18 protein-coding genes are annotated in these 21,066 nt (G+C 76.4%); 6 read left to right on the forward strand and 12 right to left on the reverse strand.

All coding sequences use genetic code 11. The annotated features are described in order from the left end of the window. Positions 1-5 precede the first annotated feature (5 nt). From CP974_RS05685 to CP974_RS05710, 6 genes are all read left to right on the forward strand, one after another. Positions 6-776 carry an IclR family transcriptional regulator gene (locus CP974_RS05685; RefSeq protein ID WP_031134631.1) on the forward strand — a complete coding sequence of 257 codons (771 nt, stop codon included), beginning with the start codon at positions 6-8 and terminating at the stop codon, positions 774-776. After that, entirely contained in the window at positions 776-1,252 is a 477-nt protein-coding gene (locus tag CP974_RS05690; protein ID WP_031134633.1) for a GNAT family N-acetyltransferase, read from the forward strand. Before CP974_RS05685 ends, CP974_RS05690 begins: the two co-directional genes overlap by 1 nt. A gap of 184 nt (positions 1,253-1,436) precedes the next feature. Beyond that, positions 1,437-2,417 carry a hypothetical protein gene (locus CP974_RS05695; RefSeq protein WP_031134635.1) on the forward strand — a complete coding sequence of 327 codons (981 nt, stop codon included), beginning with the start codon at positions 1,437-1,439 and terminating at the stop codon, positions 2,415-2,417. Between the two features lie 254 nt (positions 2,418-2,671). Then, entirely contained in the window at positions 2,672-3,931 is a 1,260-nt protein-coding gene (locus tag CP974_RS05700; protein WP_078915939.1) for a sensor histidine kinase, read from the forward strand. Next, on the forward strand, positions 3,931-4,581 hold the full coding sequence (locus CP974_RS05705; protein WP_031137125.1) for a response regulator transcription factor: 651 nt from the start codon (positions 3,931-3,933) through the stop codon (positions 4,579-4,581). The genes CP974_RS05700 and CP974_RS05705 overlap by 1 nt, the downstream gene beginning before the upstream one ends. A gap of 333 nt (positions 4,582-4,914) precedes the next feature. Beyond that, complete coding sequence (locus CP974_RS05710) at positions 4,915-5,343, forward strand: hypothetical protein (protein ID WP_031137204.1); 429 nt, start codon at positions 4,915-4,917, stop codon at positions 5,341-5,343. 113 nt (positions 5,344-5,456) lie between these two features. Here the strand turns inward: CP974_RS05710 and CP974_RS05715 are convergent, their stop codons facing one another. The 12 genes from CP974_RS05715 to CP974_RS05775 all read right to left on the reverse strand — a co-directional run bounded on the left by CP974_RS05715 (position 5,457) and on the right by CP974_RS05775 (position 20,872). Then, complete coding sequence (locus CP974_RS05715) at positions 5,457-6,851, reverse strand: pectate lyase family protein (RefSeq protein ID WP_224354470.1); 1,395 nt, start codon at positions 6,849-6,851, stop codon at positions 5,457-5,459. 68 nt (positions 6,852-6,919) lie between these two features. Beyond that, positions 6,920-7,747, reverse strand: coding sequence for a rhamnogalacturonan acetylesterase (locus CP974_RS05720; RefSeq protein WP_031135027.1), 828 nt, complete (start codon positions 7,745-7,747; stop codon positions 6,920-6,922). Positions 7,748-8,002: 255 nt separating this feature from the next. After that, positions 8,003-9,343, reverse strand: a complete 1,341-nt coding sequence (locus tag CP974_RS05725; protein WP_031135029.1) for an ABC transporter substrate-binding protein — start codon at positions 9,341-9,343, stop codon at positions 8,003-8,005. Positions 9,344-9,602: 259 nt separating this feature from the next. Continuing rightward, complete coding sequence (locus CP974_RS05735) at positions 9,603-11,129, reverse strand: glycoside hydrolase family 43 protein (protein ID WP_031135031.1); 1,527 nt, start codon at positions 11,127-11,129, stop codon at positions 9,603-9,605. A gap of 131 nt (positions 11,130-11,260) precedes the next feature. Then, the gene (locus CP974_RS05740) at positions 11,261-12,124 is read right to left on the reverse strand and encodes a DUF6807 domain-containing protein (RefSeq protein WP_078915815.1); all 864 of its coding nucleotides are present in this window, start codon (positions 12,122-12,124) and stop codon (positions 11,261-11,263) included. Next, positions 12,121-13,377, reverse strand: a complete 1,257-nt coding sequence (locus tag CP974_RS05745) for a Gfo/Idh/MocA family protein (protein ID WP_224354471.1) — start codon at positions 13,375-13,377, stop codon at positions 12,121-12,123. Before CP974_RS05745 ends, CP974_RS05740 begins: the two co-directional genes overlap by 4 nt. Before the next feature lie 5 nt (positions 13,378-13,382). Then, positions 13,383-14,291, reverse strand: coding sequence for a carbohydrate ABC transporter permease (locus tag CP974_RS05750; protein ID WP_031135037.1), 909 nt, complete (start codon positions 14,289-14,291; stop codon positions 13,383-13,385). Then, positions 14,288-15,220: a carbohydrate ABC transporter permease gene (locus CP974_RS05755; RefSeq protein ID WP_031135039.1), complete on the reverse strand. Its 933-nt coding sequence runs from the start codon at positions 15,218-15,220 to the stop codon at positions 14,288-14,290. The genes CP974_RS05750 and CP974_RS05755 overlap by 4 nt, the downstream gene beginning before the upstream one ends. 316 nt (positions 15,221-15,536) lie before the next feature. Continuing rightward, on the reverse strand, positions 15,537-17,435 hold the full coding sequence (araD, locus tag CP974_RS05760; protein WP_224354472.1) for an L-arabinonate dehydratase: 1,899 nt from the start codon (positions 17,433-17,435) through the stop codon (positions 15,537-15,539). Next, entirely contained in the window at positions 17,432-18,334 is a 903-nt protein-coding gene (locus CP974_RS05765; RefSeq protein WP_031136211.1) for a dihydrodipicolinate synthase family protein, read from the reverse strand. Before CP974_RS05765 ends, araD begins: the two co-directional genes overlap by 4 nt. 362 nt (positions 18,335-18,696) lie before the next feature. Further along, the gene (locus tag CP974_RS05770; protein ID WP_051840019.1) at positions 18,697-19,386 is read right to left on the reverse strand and encodes a GntR family transcriptional regulator; all 690 of its coding nucleotides are present in this window, start codon (positions 19,384-19,386) and stop codon (positions 18,697-18,699) included. A 205-nt stretch (positions 19,387-19,591) separates the two neighbouring features. Then, the gene (locus tag CP974_RS05775; protein ID WP_224354473.1) at positions 19,592-20,872 is read right to left on the reverse strand and encodes a hypothetical protein; all 1,281 of its coding nucleotides are present in this window, start codon (positions 20,870-20,872) and stop codon (positions 19,592-19,594) included. Between the last annotated feature and the right edge of the window lie 194 nt (positions 20,873-21,066).

The following is a 21,066-nucleotide window of genomic DNA, read 5'->3' on the forward strand; positions in this document are numbered from 1 at the left end:
AGCCGATGTCCGCTGCCGAAACCGGCGGGGCGCAGGTCAAGTCGGCCGTGCGCACCGTGGAGTTGCTGGAGTTCTTCGCCGGGAGTCCGGGCATGCACACCCTGGCCGCCGTGCAGGAGGCGGTCGGCTACCCCAAGTCGAGCCTGTACATGCTGCTGCGGACGCTGGTGGAGCTCGGCTGGGTGGAGACGGACGCGACCGGCACGCGGTACGGCATCGGGGTGCGCGCGCTGCTCGTCGGCACCTCGTACGTCGACGGGGACGAGGTCGTCGCCGCCGCCCGCCCCGCCCTCGACCGGCTCTCCGGGGACACCGCCGAGACCGTCCACCTCGCCCGCCTCGACGGCACCGACGTCGTCCACCTGGCGACCCGCCGCTCCCCGCACCACCTGCGCCCCGCCACCCGCGTCGGGCGCCGGGTGCCCGCGCACGCCACCGCGCTCGGCAAGGCGCTGCTCGCCACGTACGACGACGAGCGGGTGCGGCGGATGCTGCCGAGGACCCTGCCCGCGCTCACCGAACGGACCATCACCGACCGCGAGGAGCTCATCGCGGAGCTCGGCGCGGTCCGCGCGCGCGGCTGGGCCGCCGACCGGGAGGAGAGCACGGTCGGCCTGCGCTGCTTCGCCGTGGCCCTCCCGTACCGCGTGCCCGCCCGCGACGCGGTGAGCTGCTCGGTGCCGGCCGCCCGGCTGACCCCCGCCCACGAACAGGCCGTCAGGGACGCGCTGCTCGACGCCCGCGAGCGACTCGCCCTCGCCACCAGGAGGCTCTGATGACCCCTGCCGCCGTGTCGCTGCGGCCCCTGCGCGCCGCCGACCTCGACTACCTGTTCGCCCTGATGCGGGAGCCGGAGGGGCGCCGCATGGCGGCCTTCGTCCCGGCGGACCCGGACGACAGGGCCGCGTTCGACGCGCACTGGTCGCGGCTGCTCGACTCGCCGGACGTCAACCGGATCGTGCTGGTGGACGGCGTACCGGCCGGGCACGCCGCCGTGTACGGGCCGCCCGGCGAGCGGGAGGTGACCTACTGGATCGACCGCGCGCACCGGGGCCGCGGGGTCGCCCGCGCCGCGCTGGCGGCCCTGCTGGACCTGGTGCCGGAACGCCCGCTGCACGCCCGCGCGGCGGCGGACAACACCGCGTCGTGCCGCGTGCTCACCGCCTGCGGCTTCACGGCGACCGGCACCGACCGCGGCTGGGCCCACGGGCGGGGGGCCGAGGTCGAGGAAGTGGTGTTCACGCTGCGGTGAGCTTGTCGGGCCGGTGCCGGGACCGCGCCGTGGCCGGTCTGCGGAGCCGGGCGTGCCGCGTGCGCGGGGGTGGGCGGAGCCGGGGCCGCGTCCACCGGGCGGAGCGGGGTCTCCCCCGTGCGGGGGAGGGGGATCGTCGGGGGGCAGGAGGTGCGGGGGCCGGACGGGCGGGAGGGTGGACGGCATGACCACGTCCACGACCACGCTCCCCGTGTCCGGGCCGCCCGGCGCCGCCGTACGCGTCCTGCGCGCCGCCGCGATCCTCGCCTGCCTGCCGTATCTGGGCCTCAAGTCCGCCTGGCTGGCCGGGAGCCGGGTCGGGATACCCGACGGGAGCGTGCTGCTGGAGCAGCCCCGGCTGATGGCCGTCGCCAACGCCGTGACGCTGCTGATGGACCTGTTCGTGATCGTGCTGGCGCTCCTTCTGACCCAGCGGTGGGGGCTCCGGGTGCGCGCCTGGCTCCTGGCCCTCCCCCTGTGGGTGGCGACCGGGCTGCTGGTCCCGGTCATGCTCGGCTTCCCGGTCGGCGCGGTGGCCGGGCTCCTGGGGGACGACGGGCACACGACCGCCGCCGGCTCCGTGCCGTTCCTGGACCCGTGGGTGTTCACGCTCGTGTACGGCGGGTTCATCGTGCAGGGTCTGTGTCTGGGCGCGCTGTTCGTCCGGTACGCCACCGGGCGGTGGGGCCGCCTGTGGCGGGGCACCGTGGGGGACCTGCCCGCGGGCGGGTCCGGGCCCGGGGTGCGGGCCGTCGCCGTGGCCGCCTCGCTGGCGCTGCTGCCGGCCGCCGCGCCGCACCTCGGCTGGGCGCTGGGGATGGCGGAGTGGCTGTCCCCGTCGCGGCCGGGCGCCCCGACGGTGGCCTTCCGGGCCCAGGAGGCGCTGCGGGTCCTGTACGCGGCGGCCGCCGTGACCGGGGTGGGGCTGCTGGTGTTCCGGCGCGGGCGGGCGCTGCCCGTACGGGTCCCGCTCGCGCTCGCCTGGACCGGGTCGGGCGCCGTGGGCTGCTGGGGCGGCTGGCAGTTCCTCACCGCCCTGGCGCCCGCCGCCGATCCGTCCATGGAGCCGACCGGCCTTCTCACGCCGGCCTACGCCGGCGAGATGCTCACGGGGATGGCGCTGGCCGGGTGCCTGGCCGTGTTCCTGCGCGGGCGTGCCGGATGAGCGCGCGGGGCGAGCGGGGCGGCGGGCGGCCGGGATGGGACCGGGCCGGGGGCCGGGCAGGGGGCCGGGCAGGGGGCCGGACTGGTGGGCGGCCCAGGTGGGCGCGGCCCGGTGAACGGACCGGCGCGGCCCGGCCCGGTGGGTGGCCGCGGGCGGCCCGGGCCGGTGGGTGGCCGCGGCGGGCCGCCGCCGCGCTGCTGGGGCGCCGGGCGCGGCTGCGCTGGACCCACCTCGTCCTGGGCGGCGCCCTGCTCATGCCGTACTGGCTGCTCTCGACGGTCGTCCTGTCGCCGTTCGCCGACGGCGCGGGCCCCTTCGCCGGAGGTTCCCCGTGGCCGCAGTTGGGGGCGTACCTGCTGGCGCTGCCCCTGGCGGCGGTCACCGGCCTCGTCCCGCTGGCCCGGCCGATGTCGGTGGCGGCGGCGCGGGCGCTGTGCGGCGTCGGGGCGGAGCGGTTCGCCGACGCCCCGTCGGCGTCCCGCGCCGCCCGGGCCCGCACGGCCGCCTGGTACACCCTGCACGTGGGGCTCGGCGGCCTGGTCGCCGGGGCCTCCCTGGCGCTGCCGCCGTTCGCGCTGACGACGATGGCGCTGCCCTTCTCGCGGGCCCTGCGCGAGGCGGAGCCGGTCCGCGCCTGGGGGCTGGACCACCGGTGGTGGCAGCTCCTCGGCGTACCCGCCGGGGCGCTCATGCTGCTCGCCCTCGCCGCGGCGGCCGCCGGAGCGGGGGCCCTGCTGGCGCGGTGGGCGCCGGTACTGCTCGGCCCCACCCCGGCGGACCGGCTGGCCGCCGCCGAGCGGCGGGCCGCCGAACTCGCCGTGCGCAACCGCCTCGCCCGCGAACTGCACGACTCCGTCGGCCACGCGCTGAGCGCCGTCACCCTCCAGGCGGGCGCCGCGCGCCGCGTCGCGTCCGCACCCGAGCCCGACCTGGCCTTCGTCCGGGAGGCGCTGACGGCCATCGAGGAGACGGCGCGGCGCACGGTCGGTGAACTCGACTCGGTCCTGGGCCTGCTGCGGCGGGGCGAGGACGACGGGGAACCGCCCGGACCCGGTCTGGAGGCGCTGGACACCCTGCTGGCGCACTGCGGGCTCACGGTCGCCTGCACGCTGGAGGGCCGACCGGTCGCGGACGTGCCGCCGCGGGTCTCGCGCGAGGCGTACCGGATCGTGCAGGAGGGGCTCAGCAACGCGCTGCGCCACGGAGGGGCCGCGCCGGTCGTCCTGCGCCTGCGCGCGGCCGAGGGAGAACTGGAGGTCACCATGGACAGTCCGCTCACCGGCCGCGCGCCGGTGGTGCGGCCGGGCGGCGGCCGGGGGCTGCGCGGCATCGCCGAGCGGGCCGCGCTGCTGGGCGGCCACGCGACGGCGGGCCCGGCCGAGGGGGGCGCGGCCGGCGGGGCCTGTACGGACGGGGCCTGCGTGGACGGGGCCTGCATGGGCGGGGCCTGCGCGGACGGGGCTGCGGTGTGGCGGCTGTCCGTGCGGCTCCCGACGGCGGGGGGCCGGCGGTGATCCGCGTCGTGCTCGCCGACGACGAGCGGATGGTCCGCACCGCCCTGCGGGCCATCCTCTCCGCCGAGCCCGACCTGGAGGTCGTCGGGGAGGCCGCGGACGGCGCCGAGGCCGTGTCCGTGGTGCGGGAGGCGCGGCCCGACGTGGTGCTGATGGACGTGCGGATGCCCGGCGTCGACGGCATCCGCGCGACCGAGCGGCTGCTGGCGGGCATGCCGGACCCGCCGCGGATCGTGGTCGTCACCACCTTCGAGAACGACCAGTACGTGTACGAGGCGCTGCGGGTCGGCGCGGCCGGGTTCCTGCTGAAGCGGGCCGGTGCGGAGGACCTCGTCGCGGCGGTGCGGCTGGTGGCGCGCAGCGACTCGCTGCTGTACCCGGCGGCGCTGCGCGGCCTGGCCGCCGCGTTCGGGCGGCGGGGACCCGCGGCGCCGCCCGCGCCGTGGGTGGCGCGGCTGACCGAGCGGGAGGCGGACGTGCTGCGGCTGATGGCGACGGGCCTGGCCAACGCCGAGATCGCCGCCCGGCTGGGGGTGGGCCCGGCGACGGTCAAGACCCATGTGGCGTCCGTGCTCGCCAAGGCGGGCGCGCGGGACCGGACGCAGGCGGTGATCGCCGCGTACGAGTCGGGGTTCGTCACGCCGGGGTGAGCGGGGTCGGTCGGGCGGCCGGGGCGGGTGCGCGGGCGCGGAGCGGCTGAGGCGGGAGGGCAGGCGCGGGGCGGCCGGGAGGCGGGCGGGCAGACGCGGGGCGGCCGGGAGGCGGGCGGGCCGGGCGGCGGGTGGGCAGACGCGGGGCGCGGGGCGGCCGGGGCGGGTGCGCGGGCGGCGGGGCGGCCGGGGCGGGTGCGCGGGCGGCGGGGCGGCCGGGGCGGGTGCGCGGGCGGCGGGTGGGGAGCGGGGGGAAGGCGGGGGCGGCCGGGAGCGGGCGGGTGGGGACTGCGAGCATCGACTCCCCTGCCGTTCGCGCTACTTGGAGGCTTCGTGCGCCGCCTGTCGTCCCGACCCCGTTCCCTGTCCGGCTGGACCATGGCCGTCTTCGGGCTGCTGGCCGCGGCGCTCGGCGCGGTGGGCCTGGCGGCCCCGGACGCCCTGCTGGCGGTGATGGGCTTCGCGCCGGTGCCGGACGGGGCGCGCGCGGAGGGTGACCACACCCTGCTGTTCCTGACCGCGTCGTCCATGGCGGCGGTCAACATGGGCGCGTACTACGTGCTCGCCGCCCTCTCCGACTGGCGGGCCTTCTACGGCTGGACGGTGCCGTTCCGGCTGCTGACGTGCACCGTGTTCACGGCGGCCGTCCTGGCTGGCCGCGCCCCGGCCGGGTTCCTGGGCGTGGGCCTCTGGGAGGGCGCGGGCGCGGCGGCGACCTGGGCGGCGCTGCGGTACGAGCGCCGGACCGGCCGCTCGGCCTGAGGGCCGGTTGGGGGGCGGGAGCGTGGCGCCCCGGTCGGGGGCGTCGTGCGGACGCTCCCGCCCCCGGCTCGTGGGGGCCGGTGAGCCGTGATGTCGGCGGCCCGGCGGGCGGGTCAGCGCAGGCGGCCCGCGCCCGCGTGGTGGGCGAGGAGGGCGGGCAGCACGCCCGGGTGGTCGACCCGGGTGCGCAGCGTCGGCCGCCAGCCCGCGTCGGCGCGCAGCGCCTCGTCGGGGAACCGCGCGTTGTGCGCCGCCAGCAGGTCCACCGGACGGCCGTTGACGTGGTTGCCCGCGACGGTGACCGGCGCGTCCTTCCACTTCTTGAGGATCCGCCCGGCCGGTACGCCCTCCGGCAGCCGGAACGAGTTCTTCTCCGCCACCAGCTGCGACTCGGCACCGATGCCGAAGCTGTAGGCGTACCCGTCGCGGGACACCACGTAGTGGTTGTTGTACACGTCGACCCTGCCGAACCGGACGCGGGGCGCCCGCTCGACCACGTGGGTGAAGAGGTTGTGGTGGAGGGTGACCCGCAGCCGGCCGCGGTCGGTGGGGCCCGCGCTGTCGCTGTTGCCGATCATCAGGGTCTTGTCGTGGTCGGCGAAGACGTTCCAGGAGGCCGTCACCAGGTCCGCGCCGCGCACGATGTCGAGTTCGCCGTCGTGCCGCTGGTACAGCTCGCCGTAGTGGCGGGGCAGGGTGCTGTCCGGGTGGCGCCCGTCGGTGAACGTGTTGTGGTCGATCCACACGTGCGTGGAGTTGTACACGACCATCGAGTCGTACTCGGAGTTCCACGCGCCGGTCGCCCCGTCCGTGGGGTCCCACTGCGGGAAGCAGTCGAGGGGGCTCTCCAGGGTGAGGTTGCGGACGATGACGTTGTCGGCGTCCTTGATCTGGAGGCTGCCGCCGGTGATCCCGGCGCCGCGGCCGACGCCGACGATGGTCGTGTCGGAGGGGACGTACGCCTTGACGGCCCGCTCCTGGTTCTTCGCGGAGGCGGCGCGCAGGTCCTCCTGGGGCCCGCTGACCTCCTTCTCGTACCCCCAGACGGCCGGGTCGTAGTCGGCCAGGTACCGGTCGAAGTCGTAGCCGGGGGCCTCGAAGACCTCGCAGCCGCCCTCGGTGGCGTCGAGCGTGCCGACCACGCGGATGACGCGCGGGCCGTCGCCGGCGGCGAGGGCGGCGCGGAACTGCGCCCACGTGGTGACGGTGTGGACGTGCGCCGCGTCCGCGGCGGCGCCGCCCGTGGTGCCGCCGTCGGCGGAGGCCCAGCCGTCGCCGGCGGGCAGGGTCTGCCGGTGGAGGTCGCGGCCGTGCGCCCACCCGGCGGCGAAGGCGGGTGCGCCCGCGGTGGCCGCCGGGGCGGCGCCGTCGGGGGCCGTCGGAGGCCCGGCGGGGGGTGCGGCGGGGGCGGCGGGGGCGGCGAGTCCGGTGAGGGTGAGCACCAGCGCGGTGCCGCCGGCCAGCGACACGGCTCTTCTGGTGACCTGCGCATGACACTTACGGGGCATTGCGGCTCCTGGGGAAGGGGACGGTGGTGGACGGAGGCGGTGGTGGGAAGGGGCGGTCGGGGGCGCGGTCAGGGGGCGGGCGGCCAGGTGATCCGGTCCGCCGGGACCTCGTCGTCGAGGCGGCGTACGTCACCGGGGGCCAGCACCCGCCCGGCGAGCAGGCCGCGGGCCACCATGCGGGCCACCTCCACGGCGCCCGCGGGACGGAAGTGGGTGTCGTCCCGGCGGCCGTCCGGGTGGGCGGGCGACTCGCCGGGCGCCAGCCAGGCGAAGTACGCCTTGGAGCCCTCCGGGCCCAGCCGCTGCCACTCGGCGAGCGACGCGGCCTGGACGTCCACGAGCGGCACGCCGTGCTCGGCGGCGAGGGCGCGTACGGCGGCCGGGTACTCCCCGTGGGTGGGCACCGCCCGGCCCGACGCGTCGAACCGGCGCCGCTCCACGGAGGTGAGCAGCACGGGCCGGGCACCGCGGGCGCGCGCCCCGGAGACGTACCGCAGGAGGTGCTCCCGGTAGGTGGTCCAGGGCTCGGTGTGGCGGGCCGGGTCCGCGGCCTTCTGGTCGTTGTGCCCGAACTGGACGAGCAGGACGTCGCCCGGCCGGACGGCCTCCAGGACGGGGCCGAGCCGCCCCTCGTCCAGGAAGCTCTTGGAACTGCGGCCGTTCACCGCGTGGTTGGCGACCCGCAGCCGGGGGGTGAGGAAGAGCGGCAGGGCCATGCCCCAGCCGGTCTCCGGCGCGGCGGGGGCGTACTTCTGGGCGGCCGTCGAGTCGCCCGCTATGTACAGGGTGATCCGGGGCGGCGGCGGGGCGGCCTCCGCCGCCCGGGCGGTGGCGGCCGTGCCCGCCACGGGGAGGGCGGCGAGCGCCGCCACGGTCCGTCTGCGGCTCAGGGTCACGTCGTCGTGCCTCGCTCTCGTGCGGGGTCTCGTGCGGGCGGGATCTCGTGCGGGGTCTCGTGCGGGCGGGATCTCGTGCGGGGTCTCGTGCGGGCGGGATCTCGTGCGGGGTCACGTGCGGGGCCGCACGCACCGGGGACGCACCAGGGCCGTACCGGGGGTGCGGTGCGGGGGTCACGGTGCGGGGGGTCACGGTGCGGGGGTGAGTGGCCGGCGGCGGGGCGCGACCCGGACCGCCGCCGGCCGGTCCGGGGGTCAGTCCTTGCCGAACTGCTCGTTCCACTCGGCCTGGGCCTCGTCGAGCTGCTGGGCGAGGGTGTCGAGGAACTTCTGCGCCGTCGTCGCGCCGAGCAGCAGCTTCTGGAAGTTCGGCTCGTTCTCCGACTTGCTGATCTTGTTCCAGTCGGGCAGGTAGTACGGGAGCTGGACGATCCTGGTGGAGCCGTCGGTGAGGGCCTGCGCGCCGAGCTTGGTCGCCTGCGCCTTCTCCAGCCACGGGTCGCGCGCCGCGTCCGTGTTGGCCGGTATGGCGCCGGCGGACTCGTTCCACCTGCTGTTCGCCTGGTGGGAGGCGGCGAACTCGATGAACTTCCACGCGGCGGCCTTGTTCTTGCCGGTGCGGAACAGGCTCAGCCCGTCGACCGGGTTCGACACCTGGACGCGGACCCCGCCCGGCCCGGTCGGGTTCGGGATGCCGGCGAAGCGGTCGGTGCCCAGGGCGTTCACGTGGTCCGTGTACGAGCCGAGGTTGTGGTTCATCATCGCGATGGAGCCCGCGTCGAACTGGGCGTTCATCTTCTTGAAGTCGTTGTTGACGTCCGCCTCGGGCGTCGCCTTGCGGTACAGGCCGACGTACTTCTCCAGGGCGGCGACGTTCTTCGGGTCGTTGACGGTGGTCTTGCCGTCCTTCCAGAACTCGGTGATCCCGGACTGCCCGTACATCGCGTCGAGGGCCTGCGCGATGGAGCCGGCGCCGCCGCGGATGGTGTAGCCGAACCGGTTCTTCCGGGCGTCGGTCAGCTTCTCCGCGGCCGTGTAGAAGGCGTCCCAGGTGGTGGGGGCGGGGAGGCCGGCGGCCTTGAACAGGTCGGTCCGGTAGTACAGGACGCCGTTGCTGGCGGAGGTGGGCACCGAGTACATCTCGTCGCCGCGCCCGCCCGCCGACTTCACGGACTCGACCATGCCGGGGACGAGCTTGCCCTTGAGGGACGACTCCTCGATGCGCTTCCCGACCGGGTCGAGGGCGTTCTGGGCGACCATGTTGGCGAGGTAGGCAGCGCCGACGCCGCCCACATCGGGCAGGCCGCCGCCCGCGATGGCCGTGTCGTACTTGGACTGGACGTCCTCGCTGGGGATGGGCACGTACCGGACCTCGATGCCCGGGTTCGCGGCCTCGAAGTCCTTGATGATCTCCTGCCACACGGCGGTCCGCACACCGCCGTTGTTGTCCCAGAAGGTGATGGTGCCCTTGCCCGAGCCCTCGGCCCCGGCCGCGCCGCTGCCGTCGTCGCCGCAGGCGGTGGCCGTGAGCGCGAGCACGGCGGTCAGGGCGACGGCCGTGGCGGCGCGTCCTCTCGGGCTTCCGGAGTTGGTCATGTCGGCTCTCTCTTTCGGGTGCGTGGTCGTGCGGGGTGTCGGGGTGTCCTCGGGGGAGGGCGGTGCGGGCGGCGCGGTGGGGGTGGTGCGGGCGCTGCGGCGCGGTGGCGGTGCGGTGGGGGTGGCGGCGCGGGCGGTGGAGTGGGAGGGGGCGTGCGGTGGTGGACCGGCTCGTACTCGGAGCGCGGGGCGCGGGACGCGGGTGAGGGCCGCCCCACCTGGGCGGGGCGCGGGTCCGGCCACGCCCCGGCGCCCGCCGTCAGGTGACGCGGAAGCCGGTGAACGCGGCCGTGCCCCCGCTCCCCCGCCCCGGTGGCGCGGCGGCGAACAGGCCCAGCAGCGCGCCGACCCAGCGCCAGGGCGTGGCGGCGAACACCGGGCCCGACGCCCGCCACCCGTCCCCGGTGTCCGCCTGGAACCGGCAGCGCGCCCCGGCCGACACCTCCACCCGCAGCCGTGCGCGCCCCTCGGGCGCCGTACGGGCGGGGGCCGCGTCCCGCTCGGCCCGCGCCACCGGCTCGGCGAAGCGGTGCACGAGCCGGACGGCCCCGTCGCCGCCCCGCTCCAGGCCGATCCAGGAGAAGGCGTCGCCCAGGACCGCCAGCCCGGCCCGCGCGCCCGGCTCGGTGCCCTCCAGTGCCAGGCCGACCTCGGCGGTGAACGCCTCGGCGGGCAGCCGCTGCGTCAGCACGTGCGGCAGCAGCCGCAGGTCGTGGGCGTCGGGGGTGCGGACGCAGGCCATGCGCAGCCCGTCGCCGGGGTGCTGGGCGGTCCAGCCGGGCCGGGGGTTGGCCGCCCACTGCCACTGGGGCCCGAACCGGCCGCCGGGGAAGGCGTCGTCGGTCGCGGGCGCCGCCACCGGCGGGGGCGGCCCGGCGGGCACGGCCGGTTCGCGGTGGCGCGCGACCGGCTCGCCCCGGTCGCCGATGACGGGCCAGCCGTCGCCGTCCCACGTCATCGGCTGGAGGTGGACGACGCGGCCGTAGGGGCCGCGCGACTGGAAGTGCAGGAACCAGTCCTCGCCCGCGCGGGTGCGCACCCAGCCGCCCTGGTGGGGGCCGTTGACGCCGGTGCGGCCCTGGGCGAGGACGATCCGCTCCTCGTACGGGCCGGTGAAGTCCCGCGACCGGAAGGCGCCCTGCCAGCCGGTCTCCACTCCCCCGGCGGGCGCGAGGATCCAGAACCAGCCGTCGTGCCGGTACAGCTTGGGCCCTTCGAGGGTGAACCAGCCGGGGATGCGGTCGCCGTCCACGATCGTGACGCCCTCGTCGAGGAGGGTGCGGCCGTCGCGGCTCATCCGGTGGCCGGTGAGCCGGTTCTTCACCCCGGACCGGGACCTGGCCCAGCCGTGCACCAGGTACGCCTCGCCGGTCTCGTCGTCCCACAGGGGGCAGGGGTCGATCAGGCCCTTGCCCGCCTTCACCAGGTGCGGGGCGGTCCAGGGGCCGGTGATGCGCTCGGCGCTGACCTGCTGGATGCCGTGGTCAGGGTCGCCCCAGAAGATCCAGAAGCGGCCGTCCGCACGGCGCAGGGCAGGCGCCCAGACGCCTCCGTCGTGGCGGGGCGCGGCGAACGCGTCGGCCGGTTCGAGGCGTTCGAGCGCGTGCCCGACGAGGGTCCAGTTGACCAGGTCGCGGGAGTGCAGCAGGGGCAGGCCGGGGGCGCGGCCGAAGCTGGACGCGGTCAGGTAGAAGTCGTCGCCGACCGCGATGACGTCGGGGTCTGACCAGTCGGCGGCGAGGACCGGGTTGCGGTAGGTCCCGTCGCCCTGGTCGGCCCGGTGCACGGGGGCGGCGGCACCTTCCGTACCGGCGTGGTGGACCGGGGTCGCCGCCTCTTCCGTACGGGCCCGGTGGGCTTGCGTGCAGGCCCGGTGGGCGGGGGCGGCGTCCGGCGTTCCGGTGCGGTGCGTTCCGGTCACGGCAGCGCCTTCCGTACCAGCGCGGCGGCCTCCGCCCGGTCGAGGGCGCCGTCCGCCACGACGGTGACGACACGGCGTACGGCGCTCTCCCCGGCGGGCAGGGGCAGCCGCGCGCTCCACGCGAGGGAGGAGCCGACGCCCGGGTACTCGCCGGTGCGGACGAACCACGGGTCGCGGCGGGTGTCGCCGGTCGCCCCGGCGAAGACGAGCGTCCAGCCGGCGCCGCGCAGCGCCAGCCAGCCGGCGGGGCGCCCGTGGACCGCCCCCTCCCCCTCGGCGTCGGCGGTGAACACGGCGGGCGGCCCGGCGGGGTGCTGGGGCGCGCGCCAGAAGAAGCCGCCGTAGCCGGCGCCGGGGCGGCCGTTGGTGGCCGGGGAGCCGATGGACAGGTCCTCATCGCCGGTGTTGGTGAGGGCGAAGACGGTGTCGAGCGCCCAGGCGGAGGCGGTGAGCGGGACGGCGGCGACGGTGCGGCGCTCCCGCAGCACCTCGGCGCCGCCGGCGGTCCAGACGAGGTCCTCCACGAAGCCGTCGGCGTCGCGCAGCTTCCAGCCGGTGTGCCGCTGCTCGCCGTGGTTGTCCAGCTCGACGGGGCCCCGGTCGCGGACGTAGGTGCGCCCGCCCCAGAAGTTGTGTCCGGCGACGTCGGGGACGGCGACGCTGACGCCCAGGTGGTGGAGGTGGTCGGCGGGCCGCGCCTCGGTGACGGGGGTGCCGCCGAGGGTGGTGACGGGGTGGAGGTAGGGCCGGGGGGAGAGCCGGGCGGGCAGGTCGTCCGGGTGGACGTACCGGGCGACGGGGCGGCCGTCGCAGCGCAGGACCAGCGGCTGGGGCACGGGCTGGGGCATCGGCTGGGTCATCGGGCGGTCGCCTCCAGCTCGGAGAAGAGGGAGAGAGTCTCGGCGCTCGCCCGGACGAGGTCGTCGACGCCCTTCACCACGCGGCGCCGGGCCCCGCCGGGGGTCGGTTCGGCGTACCAGGCGGAAGGGGGCAGCGGGCGGGGTTCGGGCGCGGTGCGGACCGCTTCGACGACGCGCGTGAAGGCGCCGGTCCGCTCGGGCGGTACGAGGAGTTCGTCGCCGTCCACGAGGTGGCGGACCAGGTTCTCCAGCAGGTCGGTCCGGCCGTGCTCGGTCTCGACGGGGCCGTGCCCGGCCCGCTGGAGCAGGACGCGGTCCTGCTTGTACCAGAAGGTGACGCGGCCGTGGCGGCCGTGGACGAGGACGTACGGCTCGCCGGGCCGCTCGGCGCAGAGGGTGACGGCGGCGGTGACACGGGTGCCGCGGGCGGTGGTGACGCGCAGGCAGGAGGTGTCGTCGGCCTCGATGTCGTTGGCGCGGGCCAGTTCCAGCTCGACGCCGGCGACGTCCTCGGCGAGCGTGCTGCCGTCGACGGCGAGGGCGGTGGCGACGGCGTGGGCGAGCGGGTTGGTGAGGACCCCGTCGACCACGTCGGCGCCGTCGAGGCGGCGCTTGCCGGCCCACGGGGAGCGGCGGAAGTACGCCTCGTCGCGGGCCCAGGCCCCGGCGGCGCCGATGCCGGTGACCTCCCCGATCGCGCCGTCCGCGACGAGTGCGGCGATGGCGGCCAGGGCGTGCGAGCCCAGCGACTGGAAGCCGATCTGGCAGGCGGTGCCGGCGCGGCGGACCCCTTCCGTCAGGCGCCGGAACTCGGCGAGGGAGGGCGTGGGCGGCTTCTCCAGGAGGAGGTGGACGCCGCGCCCGGCGGCGGTGAGCGCCAGGTCGGTGTGGGTGTCGATGGGGGTGCAGACGACGGCGATCCGGGCGCCGGTGGTGTCGAGGAGCGCGCCGAGGTCCGCGGACTGCGGGACGTCCGCCCCGCCCAGCTCGGCGGGGTCGAGGGGGCGCGGCTCGCAGACCCCGGCGAGGCGGACGAGTCCGGCGGCGGAGAGGCGGCGGATGTTGTCCAGGTGCCAGCGGCCGTGGCCGCGGGCACCGGCGAGGACGACGGGGAGGGGCGGCCGCGCGGCGCGGGCGGGAGCGGAGGCCGCGGCGGAAGCGGAGACGGGAGCGGAAGCGGAAGCGGGGACGGGAGCGGAAGCGGAGACGGGAGCGGAGGCGGCGGGCCGCGCGGCTTCGGGGGTGCGGTCCACGCGGGTCATCCCTTCACCGCCCCGGCGCTGAAGCCCGTGATCAGCCACTTCTGGATGAACGCGAAGACGATCACGACGGGGACGGCGGCGATGACCCCGCCCGCGGCGAGGGCGCCCAGGTCGGCGCTGTCGGCGCCGATGAGGGTGTTGAGGCCGACGGGGATCGTCTGCTTGTCCTGCTCGCTCAGGAACATCAGGGCGAAGAGGAAGTGGTTCCAGCTGTGGACGAAGGCGAAGGAGCCGACGGCGATGAGTCCGGGGCGCAGCAGCGGCAGGACGACGGCGCGGAAGGCGCGGAAGCGGGAGCAGCCGTCGACCCAGGCGGCCTCCTCCAGGGAGACGGGGACGTTCTTGATGAAGCCGCTGATCAGGATGATCGACAGGGGGAGCTGGAAGACGGTCTCGGCGAGGACGACGCTGCCCAGCGAGTTGATCATCTGGAGGTTGCGGAAGATCTCGAAGAGCGGGACCAGCATGAGCGCGCCCGGGATGAACTGCGAGCACAGCAGCGCCAGCATGAACGCGTTCTTGATCCGGAAGTCGAAGCGGGCGAGGGCGTAGCCGCCGGCGAGGGCGACGACGGTGGTGGCGACCAGCGTGGCGACGCCGACGAGCATGCTGTTCTGGAAGAAGACCCCGAAGCTGCGCTCGTTCCAGACCTTGTCGAAGTGCTCGAAGGTGACGGGCCAGGGGACGAGCGAGGTGGAGCCGGCGGGCCGCAGCGCGAACAGCAGCATCCAGTAGAACGGGACGAGCGTGAAGAGCAGGTAGAGCGCGAGCGGCAGGTAGATCTGCCAGCGCGGTACGTCGTCGAAGGCGCGTTCGCGCCCGCGGCGCCGGGGGGCGGCGGGAGGCGCCGGGGGGGCGGCGGGCACGGGCGCCGCGGCGCCCTTCTCCGCGAGTGCGGCGGTCATCGGCGGTCGCCTCCGAACTTGCTCAGGCGCAGGTAGAGGATGGAGCAGAAGAGGAGGATCACGAACGCGACGGTGGTCAGCGCGGAGGCGTAACCGAAGTCGTGGCCCTCGATGCCGGTGTTCGCGATCATGAGGGGGAGGGTGGTGGTGACACCGGCGGGGCCGCCGCCGGTGAGGGTGTAGAGCAGGTCGACGTTGTTGAACTCCCACACGGCGCGCAGCAGCGTGGAGAGGATGATGGCGTCCTTGAGGTGCGGCAGCGTGATGTGGAGGAACTGCCGGAGCCGGCTCGCGCCGTCGACGGAGGCCGCCTCGTAGAGGTCCTTCGGGATGGACTGGAGGTCGGCGAGGATGAGGATGGCGAAGAACGGGACGCCGCGCCAGAGTTCGGCGAGGACGGCCGCCCAGAAGACGGTGCCGGTGTCGGAGAGGACGGACGTGCCGTAGGTGCCGACGCCGACGTCCGCGAGGTAGCGGCTGATGCCGGTCGACGGGTTGTAGAGCAGCATCCAGATGGTCGTGGTGAGCACCCCGGAGACCGCCCAGGGCGAGAAGACCAGGGCGCGGGCGATGCCGCGGCCGACGAACGTCTGGTTCACCAGCAGGGCGAGCACGAGTCCCAGGGCGAGCTGGAGGCCGACCTGGACGACGACCCACTTGGCGCTGAAGACGAGCGTGGACCAGAAGAGGGGGTCCTCGGTGAAGGCGCGGGTGAAGTTGTCGAGGCCCGCGTAGCCGTTCTTCCAGGGCTTGGTGACGTTGTAGTGCTGGAGGCTGTAGTAGAAGACGCTGAGCACGGGGTAGGCGATGAAGCCGAGCATCAGCAGACCGGCGGGCGCGATCAGCAGGTACGGCAGGCGACGTGGATCGGCTCCCGTGCGGCGCCGACCGGCCCGGGGTTGCCTCGCCACGGCTGCGGCTTGGGCCATGACATGTCTCCGTTCATCGTGCGGTGCGGGTGGTACGGGGCGATGCGGGAGGTGCGGGGGTGCGGGGGTGCGGGTTCGTGGATGCGGGTTCGTGGATGCGGTACGCGGGGTGTGGTGCGGGGGCGGGGCGGGGTGCGGGGCGTGGATGCGGTACGCGGGGTGGTGCGGGGGCGGGGCGCCGGGGGCGGGGCGGCGGGGCCCCGTCGGCCGGGCGGAGGGTGCGGTGCGGTGCGGTGTGTGAAGCGCTTTCTTCCGCGTGTGCGGCGGCCTCGGGCGCGCGGCGGGCGCCCGCTGCGGTGGTGCGCCGGGCGGGCGGTCAGCCCGCGTACGGCTCCGGTACGGAACCGGGCCTGGACAGGAACGCGAAGTCGCAGCCCGTGTCCGCCTGGGTGACCTGCTCCTGGTAGAGGGCTCCGTAGCCCCGTTCGTAGGGGTGGACCGGGGCCGTCCACGCGGCCCGGCGCTCCGCCAGCTCCGCCTCGTCCACGTGGAGGTGGAGCGAGCGGGCGTCCACGTCGAGCGTGATGAGGTCGCCGGTCCGTACGAGGGCGAGGGGCCCGCCGACGTACGACTCGGGCGCGACGTGCAGCACGCACATGCCGTAGCTGGTGCCGCTCATCCGGGCGTCGGAGATCCGCACCATGTCCCGCACGCCCTGTTTCAGCAGGTGGTCGGGGATGGGCAGCATCCCGTACTCCGGCATGCCGGGGCCGCCCTTGGGGCCGGCGTTGCGCAGGACCAGGACGTGGTCGGCGGTGATGCCGAGGGCCGGGTCGTCGATGGTCCGCTGCATGGTGCGGTAGTCGTCGAAGACGACGGCGGGGCCGGTGTGGCGGCGCAGGTGCTGCTCGGCGGCGATGTGCTTGACGACGGCGCCGTCCGGGCAGAGGTTGCCGCGCAGGACGGCGAGCCCGCCCTCCTCGGCGAGCGGCTTGTCGCGGGGCCGGATCACCTCGGGGTCGTGGACGAGCGCCCCGGCGAGCTGCTCGCGCAGCGTGCGGTGGGCGACGGTCGGCCGGTCCAGGTGCAGCAGGTCCGTCAGCCGGGAGAGGAAGCCGGGCAGGCCGCCCGCGAAGTGGAAGTCCTCCATCAGGTACCGCCCGCCGGGGCGGAGGTTCGCGAGGACCGGCACGGTGCGGGCGATCCGGTCGAAGTCGTCCAGCGTGAGCCGTACGCCGGAGCGGCCGGCCATGGCGATGAGGTGGATGACCGCGTTGGTGGAGCCGCCGAGGCCGAGGACGGTCGTCACGGCGTCCTCGTACGCCTCGCGGGTGAGGATGCGCGACAGCCGCAGGTCCTCCCGTACGAGCTCGACGATCCGCAGTCCGGCGGCGGCGGCCATCCGGTCGTGGCCGGAGTCGACGGCCGGGATCGAGGAGGCGCCGGGCATGGTCACGCCGAGCGCCTCGGCGGCGGCCGTCAGCGTGGACGCGGTGCCCATCGTCATGCAGTGGCCGGGCGAGCGGGCGAGCCCGCTCTCCAGTTCGGCCAGCTCGCAGTCGCCGATGCGCCCGGCCCGCTTCTCGTCCCAGTACTTCCACATGTCCGTGCCCGAGCCGAGGACCTCGCCCCGCCAGTGGCCCGGCAGCATCGGCCCGGCCGGGACGAAGACGGTCGGCAGGTCGACCGAGGCGGCGCCCATGAGGAGGGCGGGCGTGGACTTGTCGCAGCCGCCGAGGAGGACCGCCCCGTCCACCGGGTAGGAGCGCAGCAGCTCCTCCGCCTCCATGGCGAGGAGGTTGCGGTAGAGCATCGGGGTGGGCTTCTGGAAGGTCTCGGACAGGGTGGAGACCGGGAACTCCAGCGGGAACCCGCCGGCCTGCCACACCCCGCGCTTCACGGCCTGCGCGCGGTCGCGGAGGTGGACGTGGCAGGGGTTGATGTCGGACCAGGTGTTGAGGATCGCGACGACCGGTTTGCCCAGGTGCTCCTCGGGGAGGTAGCCGAGCTGCCGGGTGCGGGCGCGGTGGCTGAACGAGCGCAGCCCGTCCGTGCCGTACCACTGGTGGCTGCGCAGGGCGCGGGGGCGCCCGGCGCGGTCGGGGGCGGGCGCGTCAGGGGCGGCGGGGCCGGTGCCGGTGCCGGGGGCGGTGGGGCCGGTGCCGGTGCCGGGGGCGGTGGGGCCGGTGCCGGTGCCGGGGGCGGTGGGGCCGGTGCCGGTGCCGGGGGCGGTGGGGCCGGGCGTGCCGGTACCGGGTGCTTCGGCGCTGCTCATGCGTCCCACTCCTTGACCATCTCGGCGATCTCGGCACGGCGCGGCTCGGGCAGCGGCCGGCTCGGCGGGCGGACGTCGCGGCGGCACAGGCCGAGCGCGGCCAGGGCCTCCTTGACGACGGTGACGTTGTTCGCGGACTGGTCGGCGGCGCGCAGGTCCTCGAAGCGGCGGATGCGCTCCCACACCTCCAGGGCGGCCGGGTAGTCGCCGCCGCGCAGCGAGCGGAGCATGGTGAGGGAGACCGCGGGCGAGACGTTGACCAGCCCGGAGGTGAAGCCGGTGGCGCCCATCGCCCAGTACGAGGGGGCGTACAGCTCGGCGAGCCCGGCGATCCACACGAACCGGCCGAGCCCGGCGTCGCGGGCGACGGCGGCGAAGCGGGCGGCGTCGGGGACGGCGTACTTGACGCCGATGACGTTGGGGCACAGCTCGCCGAGGCGGGCGACGGCCGCGCCGTCGAGGAGCGGGTTGCGGATGTAGGGGACGACGCCCAGTTCGGGCACGGCGTCCGCGATCTCGCGGTGGTAGTCGATCCAGCCGTCACGGGAGACGTAGGGGTGGACGGGCTGGTGGACCATGACCATCGCGGCGCCGGCGTCGCGGGCGTGCCGGGCGGCGGCCGTGGCGGTCGGCACGTCGTGGCCGACGCCGACGAGGACGGCGGCCCGCTCGCCCGCCTCCGCCACGGCCAGCTCGGTGACGAGGCGGCGCTCGTCGGGCGTGAGCGTGTAGAACTCGCCGGTGTTGCCGTTGGGGGTCACGGCCCGTACGCCGCCGTCGAGCAGCCTGCGCAGCAGGGCGCGGTACGTGTCCCGGTCGACACCGCCGTCGGCGCCGAACGGGGTCACGGGGATCGCGACGACGTCCGCGAGTGCCGCCCTCAGCGAGGAGTGGTCCATGCGTACCGGCCTTTCTGGTGACTGTCACGGGTGCGGGGGTGCCGGGGGCTCCGGGGCGCGGGGCCCGTTCCGGGGTGCGGCGGGCGGGCGGCCGGGGTTCCCGGGGGTGGGCCGGCCGGCGCTCCGGGCCGGGGCTTGAGCCCGGGGCGGCCCCGGGTGGTACGGAGGGTGCGCGCGGTGCGGGTGGTGCCGCGCGGGGGCCTTCGCGGGTGGTGCCGCGCGAGGGTCTTGCGGGTGGTGCCGCGCGGGGGCTTGCGGGTGGGGGTGCTCGGGGGTCTTGCGGGTGGGGCTGCTGCGGTGGGGCTTCGGGTGGTGCCGCCGTCGGCGCCGCTGGGTGCGTCGCCGCGGGACGGGCCGCGGGTCTACGGGTGGTGCGGTGCCTCGGCGGCCCGCTCCGGCACGGGCTCCGCCCCCGGCTCCCCGGGGAAGGCCCGCAGGACGAACCGGGCGATGTGCTCGTGCAGGGCCCGCGCCGCCGCCTCGCCGTCACCGGCCAGGGCGAGGCGCAGGATCTCGCGGTGCTCGTCGGCCTCGCGCCGCCAGGACGGGTCGGCGCTCCAGGCGACGGTGGAAACGAGCGCGGCCTGATCCCGTACCTCGTCGAGCATCCGGGCCAGCAGCGGGTTGCCGCACGGCAGGTAGAGCGCCCGGTGGAACGCGCGGTTGGCCAGGGAGCGTTCGGCCTGGTCGGCCGCCTCGTCCGCGCGTACCAGCGCCTCTCCCGCCGCCTCCAGCGAGGCGCGGCGGGCGATGGTGCGGCGCAGCGCCTCCGGCTCCAGCAGCAGCCGGACGTCGTACACCTCGCGGGCCATGGCGGCGTCGACGGTACGGACCGTGACGCCCTTGTACTGGCTCATGACGACGAGCCCGGTGCCGGCGAGCGTCTTCAGCGCCTCCCGGACGGGCGTCTTCGACACCCCGAACCGCGCCGCCAGCTCCGCCTCCACCAGCGGCCGGCCGGGCGGGAGCTGGCCGGTGAGGATGGCGTGCTTGATCGCCTCCAGCACGTACTGCGTGCGGGAGGGGACGGGACTGGGGGCGGCGAAGGTCATACGGGTCTCATATCTCGCGTATCGCGTCTCATATATGACGTACGAAGGACGACGGCGACGAACGTAAGACGGGCGCCGGGAATTCGTCAACGCTTCTGACAAAACTGGCCCGCCCCGGTCTCCCGAGGGGCGACCGGGGCGGCGGGGAGTCGGCCTGAGGGCCCGTCGGCCGCGCGCGCCGACGCGCGCAGGAGGCGACGGACCGTCAGGCGGGGGTGCGGAGCGCGGCGGCGACCGCCTCCAGGTCGGCCGCGGAGGCGAGGCCCGCGTGGTACAGGCGCAGTTCGGTGGCGCCGAGCTCGACGGCCCGCGCGGCGTCCTCGGCGAGCCTCGCGGGCGCGCCGCCCATGCCGGCGACGACGGTGAGGTTGGCCGCCAGGGTCGTGTCCGGGCGCGCGTGCGGGGCGAACGGCGGCAGCACGGCCTCGGCGCCGCCGCCCGTGCAGGGCAGGACCACCCCGTCCGCGACGCCCAGGACGTGCGCGGGGTCCACTCCGGGGTTGGCGCCCGTGCGGTACGGGGCGGGGTCGGCGTGCAGCAGGACGCGGAAGCCCGGCGGGGCGGCCGCCCGGACCGCCGCCACGGCCTCCTCCTGGAGGGCGCGGGCGGCCCGCAGGCGGTGGCCGAGGGTGGCCGCGGCGAGCGGGGCGCCCAGCAGTTCCGCGACGCCTGGCCAGCCTTCCGCGTACGCGGGCGCGTCGGGGGCCCGCCCGGACCAGAGGGGCTCCAGGGCGCGGCGCACGGCGGCGGCGACCTCGCCGGGGTCGGCGCCCTCCTCGGCGTACCCCTCCCGGCACACCCCGCAGAAGCAGAGCGACATCAGGTACTGGGCGGCGTCCCCGAGGGCGACCCCGCCGGTCTTGTCGTGGGCGTGCAGGTGCGCCGCGCCGTACCAGCCGCAGGACTCCAGTTCGGTGCCGCGCGCGCCGGGGCGGACGGCGGCCTCGGCGGCCAGCTCCACGAGGTACGCGCGCACCTCGGGCCGGCCGACGCAGGGCGCCCACGGGTAGCGGTCGCCGTAGGCGTTGACGACGCAGGTGCCGGGGTGCTCGGAGCCGAGCCGGGAGTTGTGGGCGAGGACGACCCAGCTGTGCACCTCCAGCCCGGCGCCCTCCAGCGCCTGCGCCGCCGCGCCGAACGCGTCGCCGGGGGCCCACTCCCCCGCCGGGTACGGGCGCAGGGGGCGCCCCGCCCAGCGCGCGGGGTCCGGCGGGTAGAGCACGGCGGCGTACTCGGCGGTGACGACCCGGTGGCGCGGGTGGCGGGGCGTCAGGGCGCGGGTGGAGTGGTACGCGGCGGCCAGCGTGACCTGCCGGACGCCGAGGCGGGCGACCCGTCCGGGCGCGCCGGGGTCGCCGACGACGTCCCAGGGGTAGAGGAAGGCGGACGCCCTCGGCGGTGCGGCGCAGGCGCGCGGGCCCTCGGAGGGGCGGCCCGCCGGGGGCGGCGGGGGCGAGGACGCGGTCGGGGGTGGGGGTGGGTTCACGGAAGCTCCCTGGGCGTGGCCGGCCGGGTGACGGCTGGCGGGCGGGCTGGGGGGGACGGCGGGCGGGACGGCCGGGCGGACCGGGCGGACGGCCGGCGGGGCGGCCGCCGAGGGGGCGACCGGCGGGACGGCCGTCGGCGGCCGACCGGCGAGGGCCTGTCAGCGGCAGAGCCGTCAGCGGGACCTGGGCCGAA

Origin of the sequence: Streptomyces fradiae ATCC 10745 = DSM 40063, from assembly GCF_008704425.1 — a bacterium.
GTDB lineage: Bacteria > Actinomycetota > Actinomycetes > Streptomycetales > Streptomycetaceae > Streptomyces > Streptomyces fradiae.

What these genes read in the sequence shown, in the direction of transcription:
- CP974_RS05685 (WP_031134631.1), top strand. Translation starts at nt 6, where the DNA reads ATGTCCGCTGCCGAAACCGGCGGGGCGCAGGTCAAGTCGGCCGTGCGC.
- CP974_RS05690 (WP_031134633.1), top strand. Translation starts at nt 776, where the DNA reads ATGACCCCTGCCGCCGTGTCGCTGCGGCCCCTGCGCGCCGCCGACCTC.
- CP974_RS05695 (WP_031134635.1), top strand. Translation starts at nt 1,437, where the DNA reads ATGACCACGTCCACGACCACGCTCCCCGTGTCCGGGCCGCCCGGCGCC.
- CP974_RS05700 (WP_078915939.1), top strand. Translation starts at nt 2,672, where the DNA reads ATGCCGTACTGGCTGCTCTCGACGGTCGTCCTGTCGCCGTTCGCCGAC.
- CP974_RS05715 (WP_224354470.1), bottom strand. Translation starts at nt 6,851, where the DNA reads ATGCCCCGTAAGTGTCATGCGCAGGTCACCAGAAGAGCCGTGTCGCTG.
- CP974_RS05725 (WP_031135029.1), bottom strand. Translation starts at nt 9,343, where the DNA reads ATGACCAACTCCGGAAGCCCGAGAGGACGCGCCGCCACGGCCGTCGCC.
- CP974_RS05740 (WP_078915815.1), bottom strand. Translation starts at nt 12,124, where the DNA reads ATGACCCAGCCGATGCCCCAGCCCGTGCCCCAGCCGCTGGTCCTGCGC.
- CP974_RS05750 (WP_031135037.1), bottom strand. Translation starts at nt 14,291, where the DNA reads ATGACCGCCGCACTCGCGGAGAAGGGCGCCGCGGCGCCCGTGCCCGCC.
- CP974_RS05755 (WP_031135039.1), bottom strand. Translation starts at nt 15,220, where the DNA reads ATGGCCCAAGCCGCAGCCGTGGCGAGGCAACCCCGGGCCGGTCGGCGC.
- araD (WP_224354472.1), bottom strand. Translation starts at nt 17,435, where the DNA reads ATGAGCAGCGCCGAAGCACCCGGTACCGGCACGCCCGGCCCCACCGCC.
- CP974_RS05765 (WP_031136211.1), bottom strand. Translation starts at nt 18,334, where the DNA reads ATGGACCACTCCTCGCTGAGGGCGGCACTCGCGGACGTCGTCGCGATC.
- CP974_RS05770 (WP_051840019.1), bottom strand. Translation starts at nt 19,386, where the DNA reads ATGACCTTCGCCGCCCCCAGTCCCGTCCCCTCCCGCACGCAGTACGTG.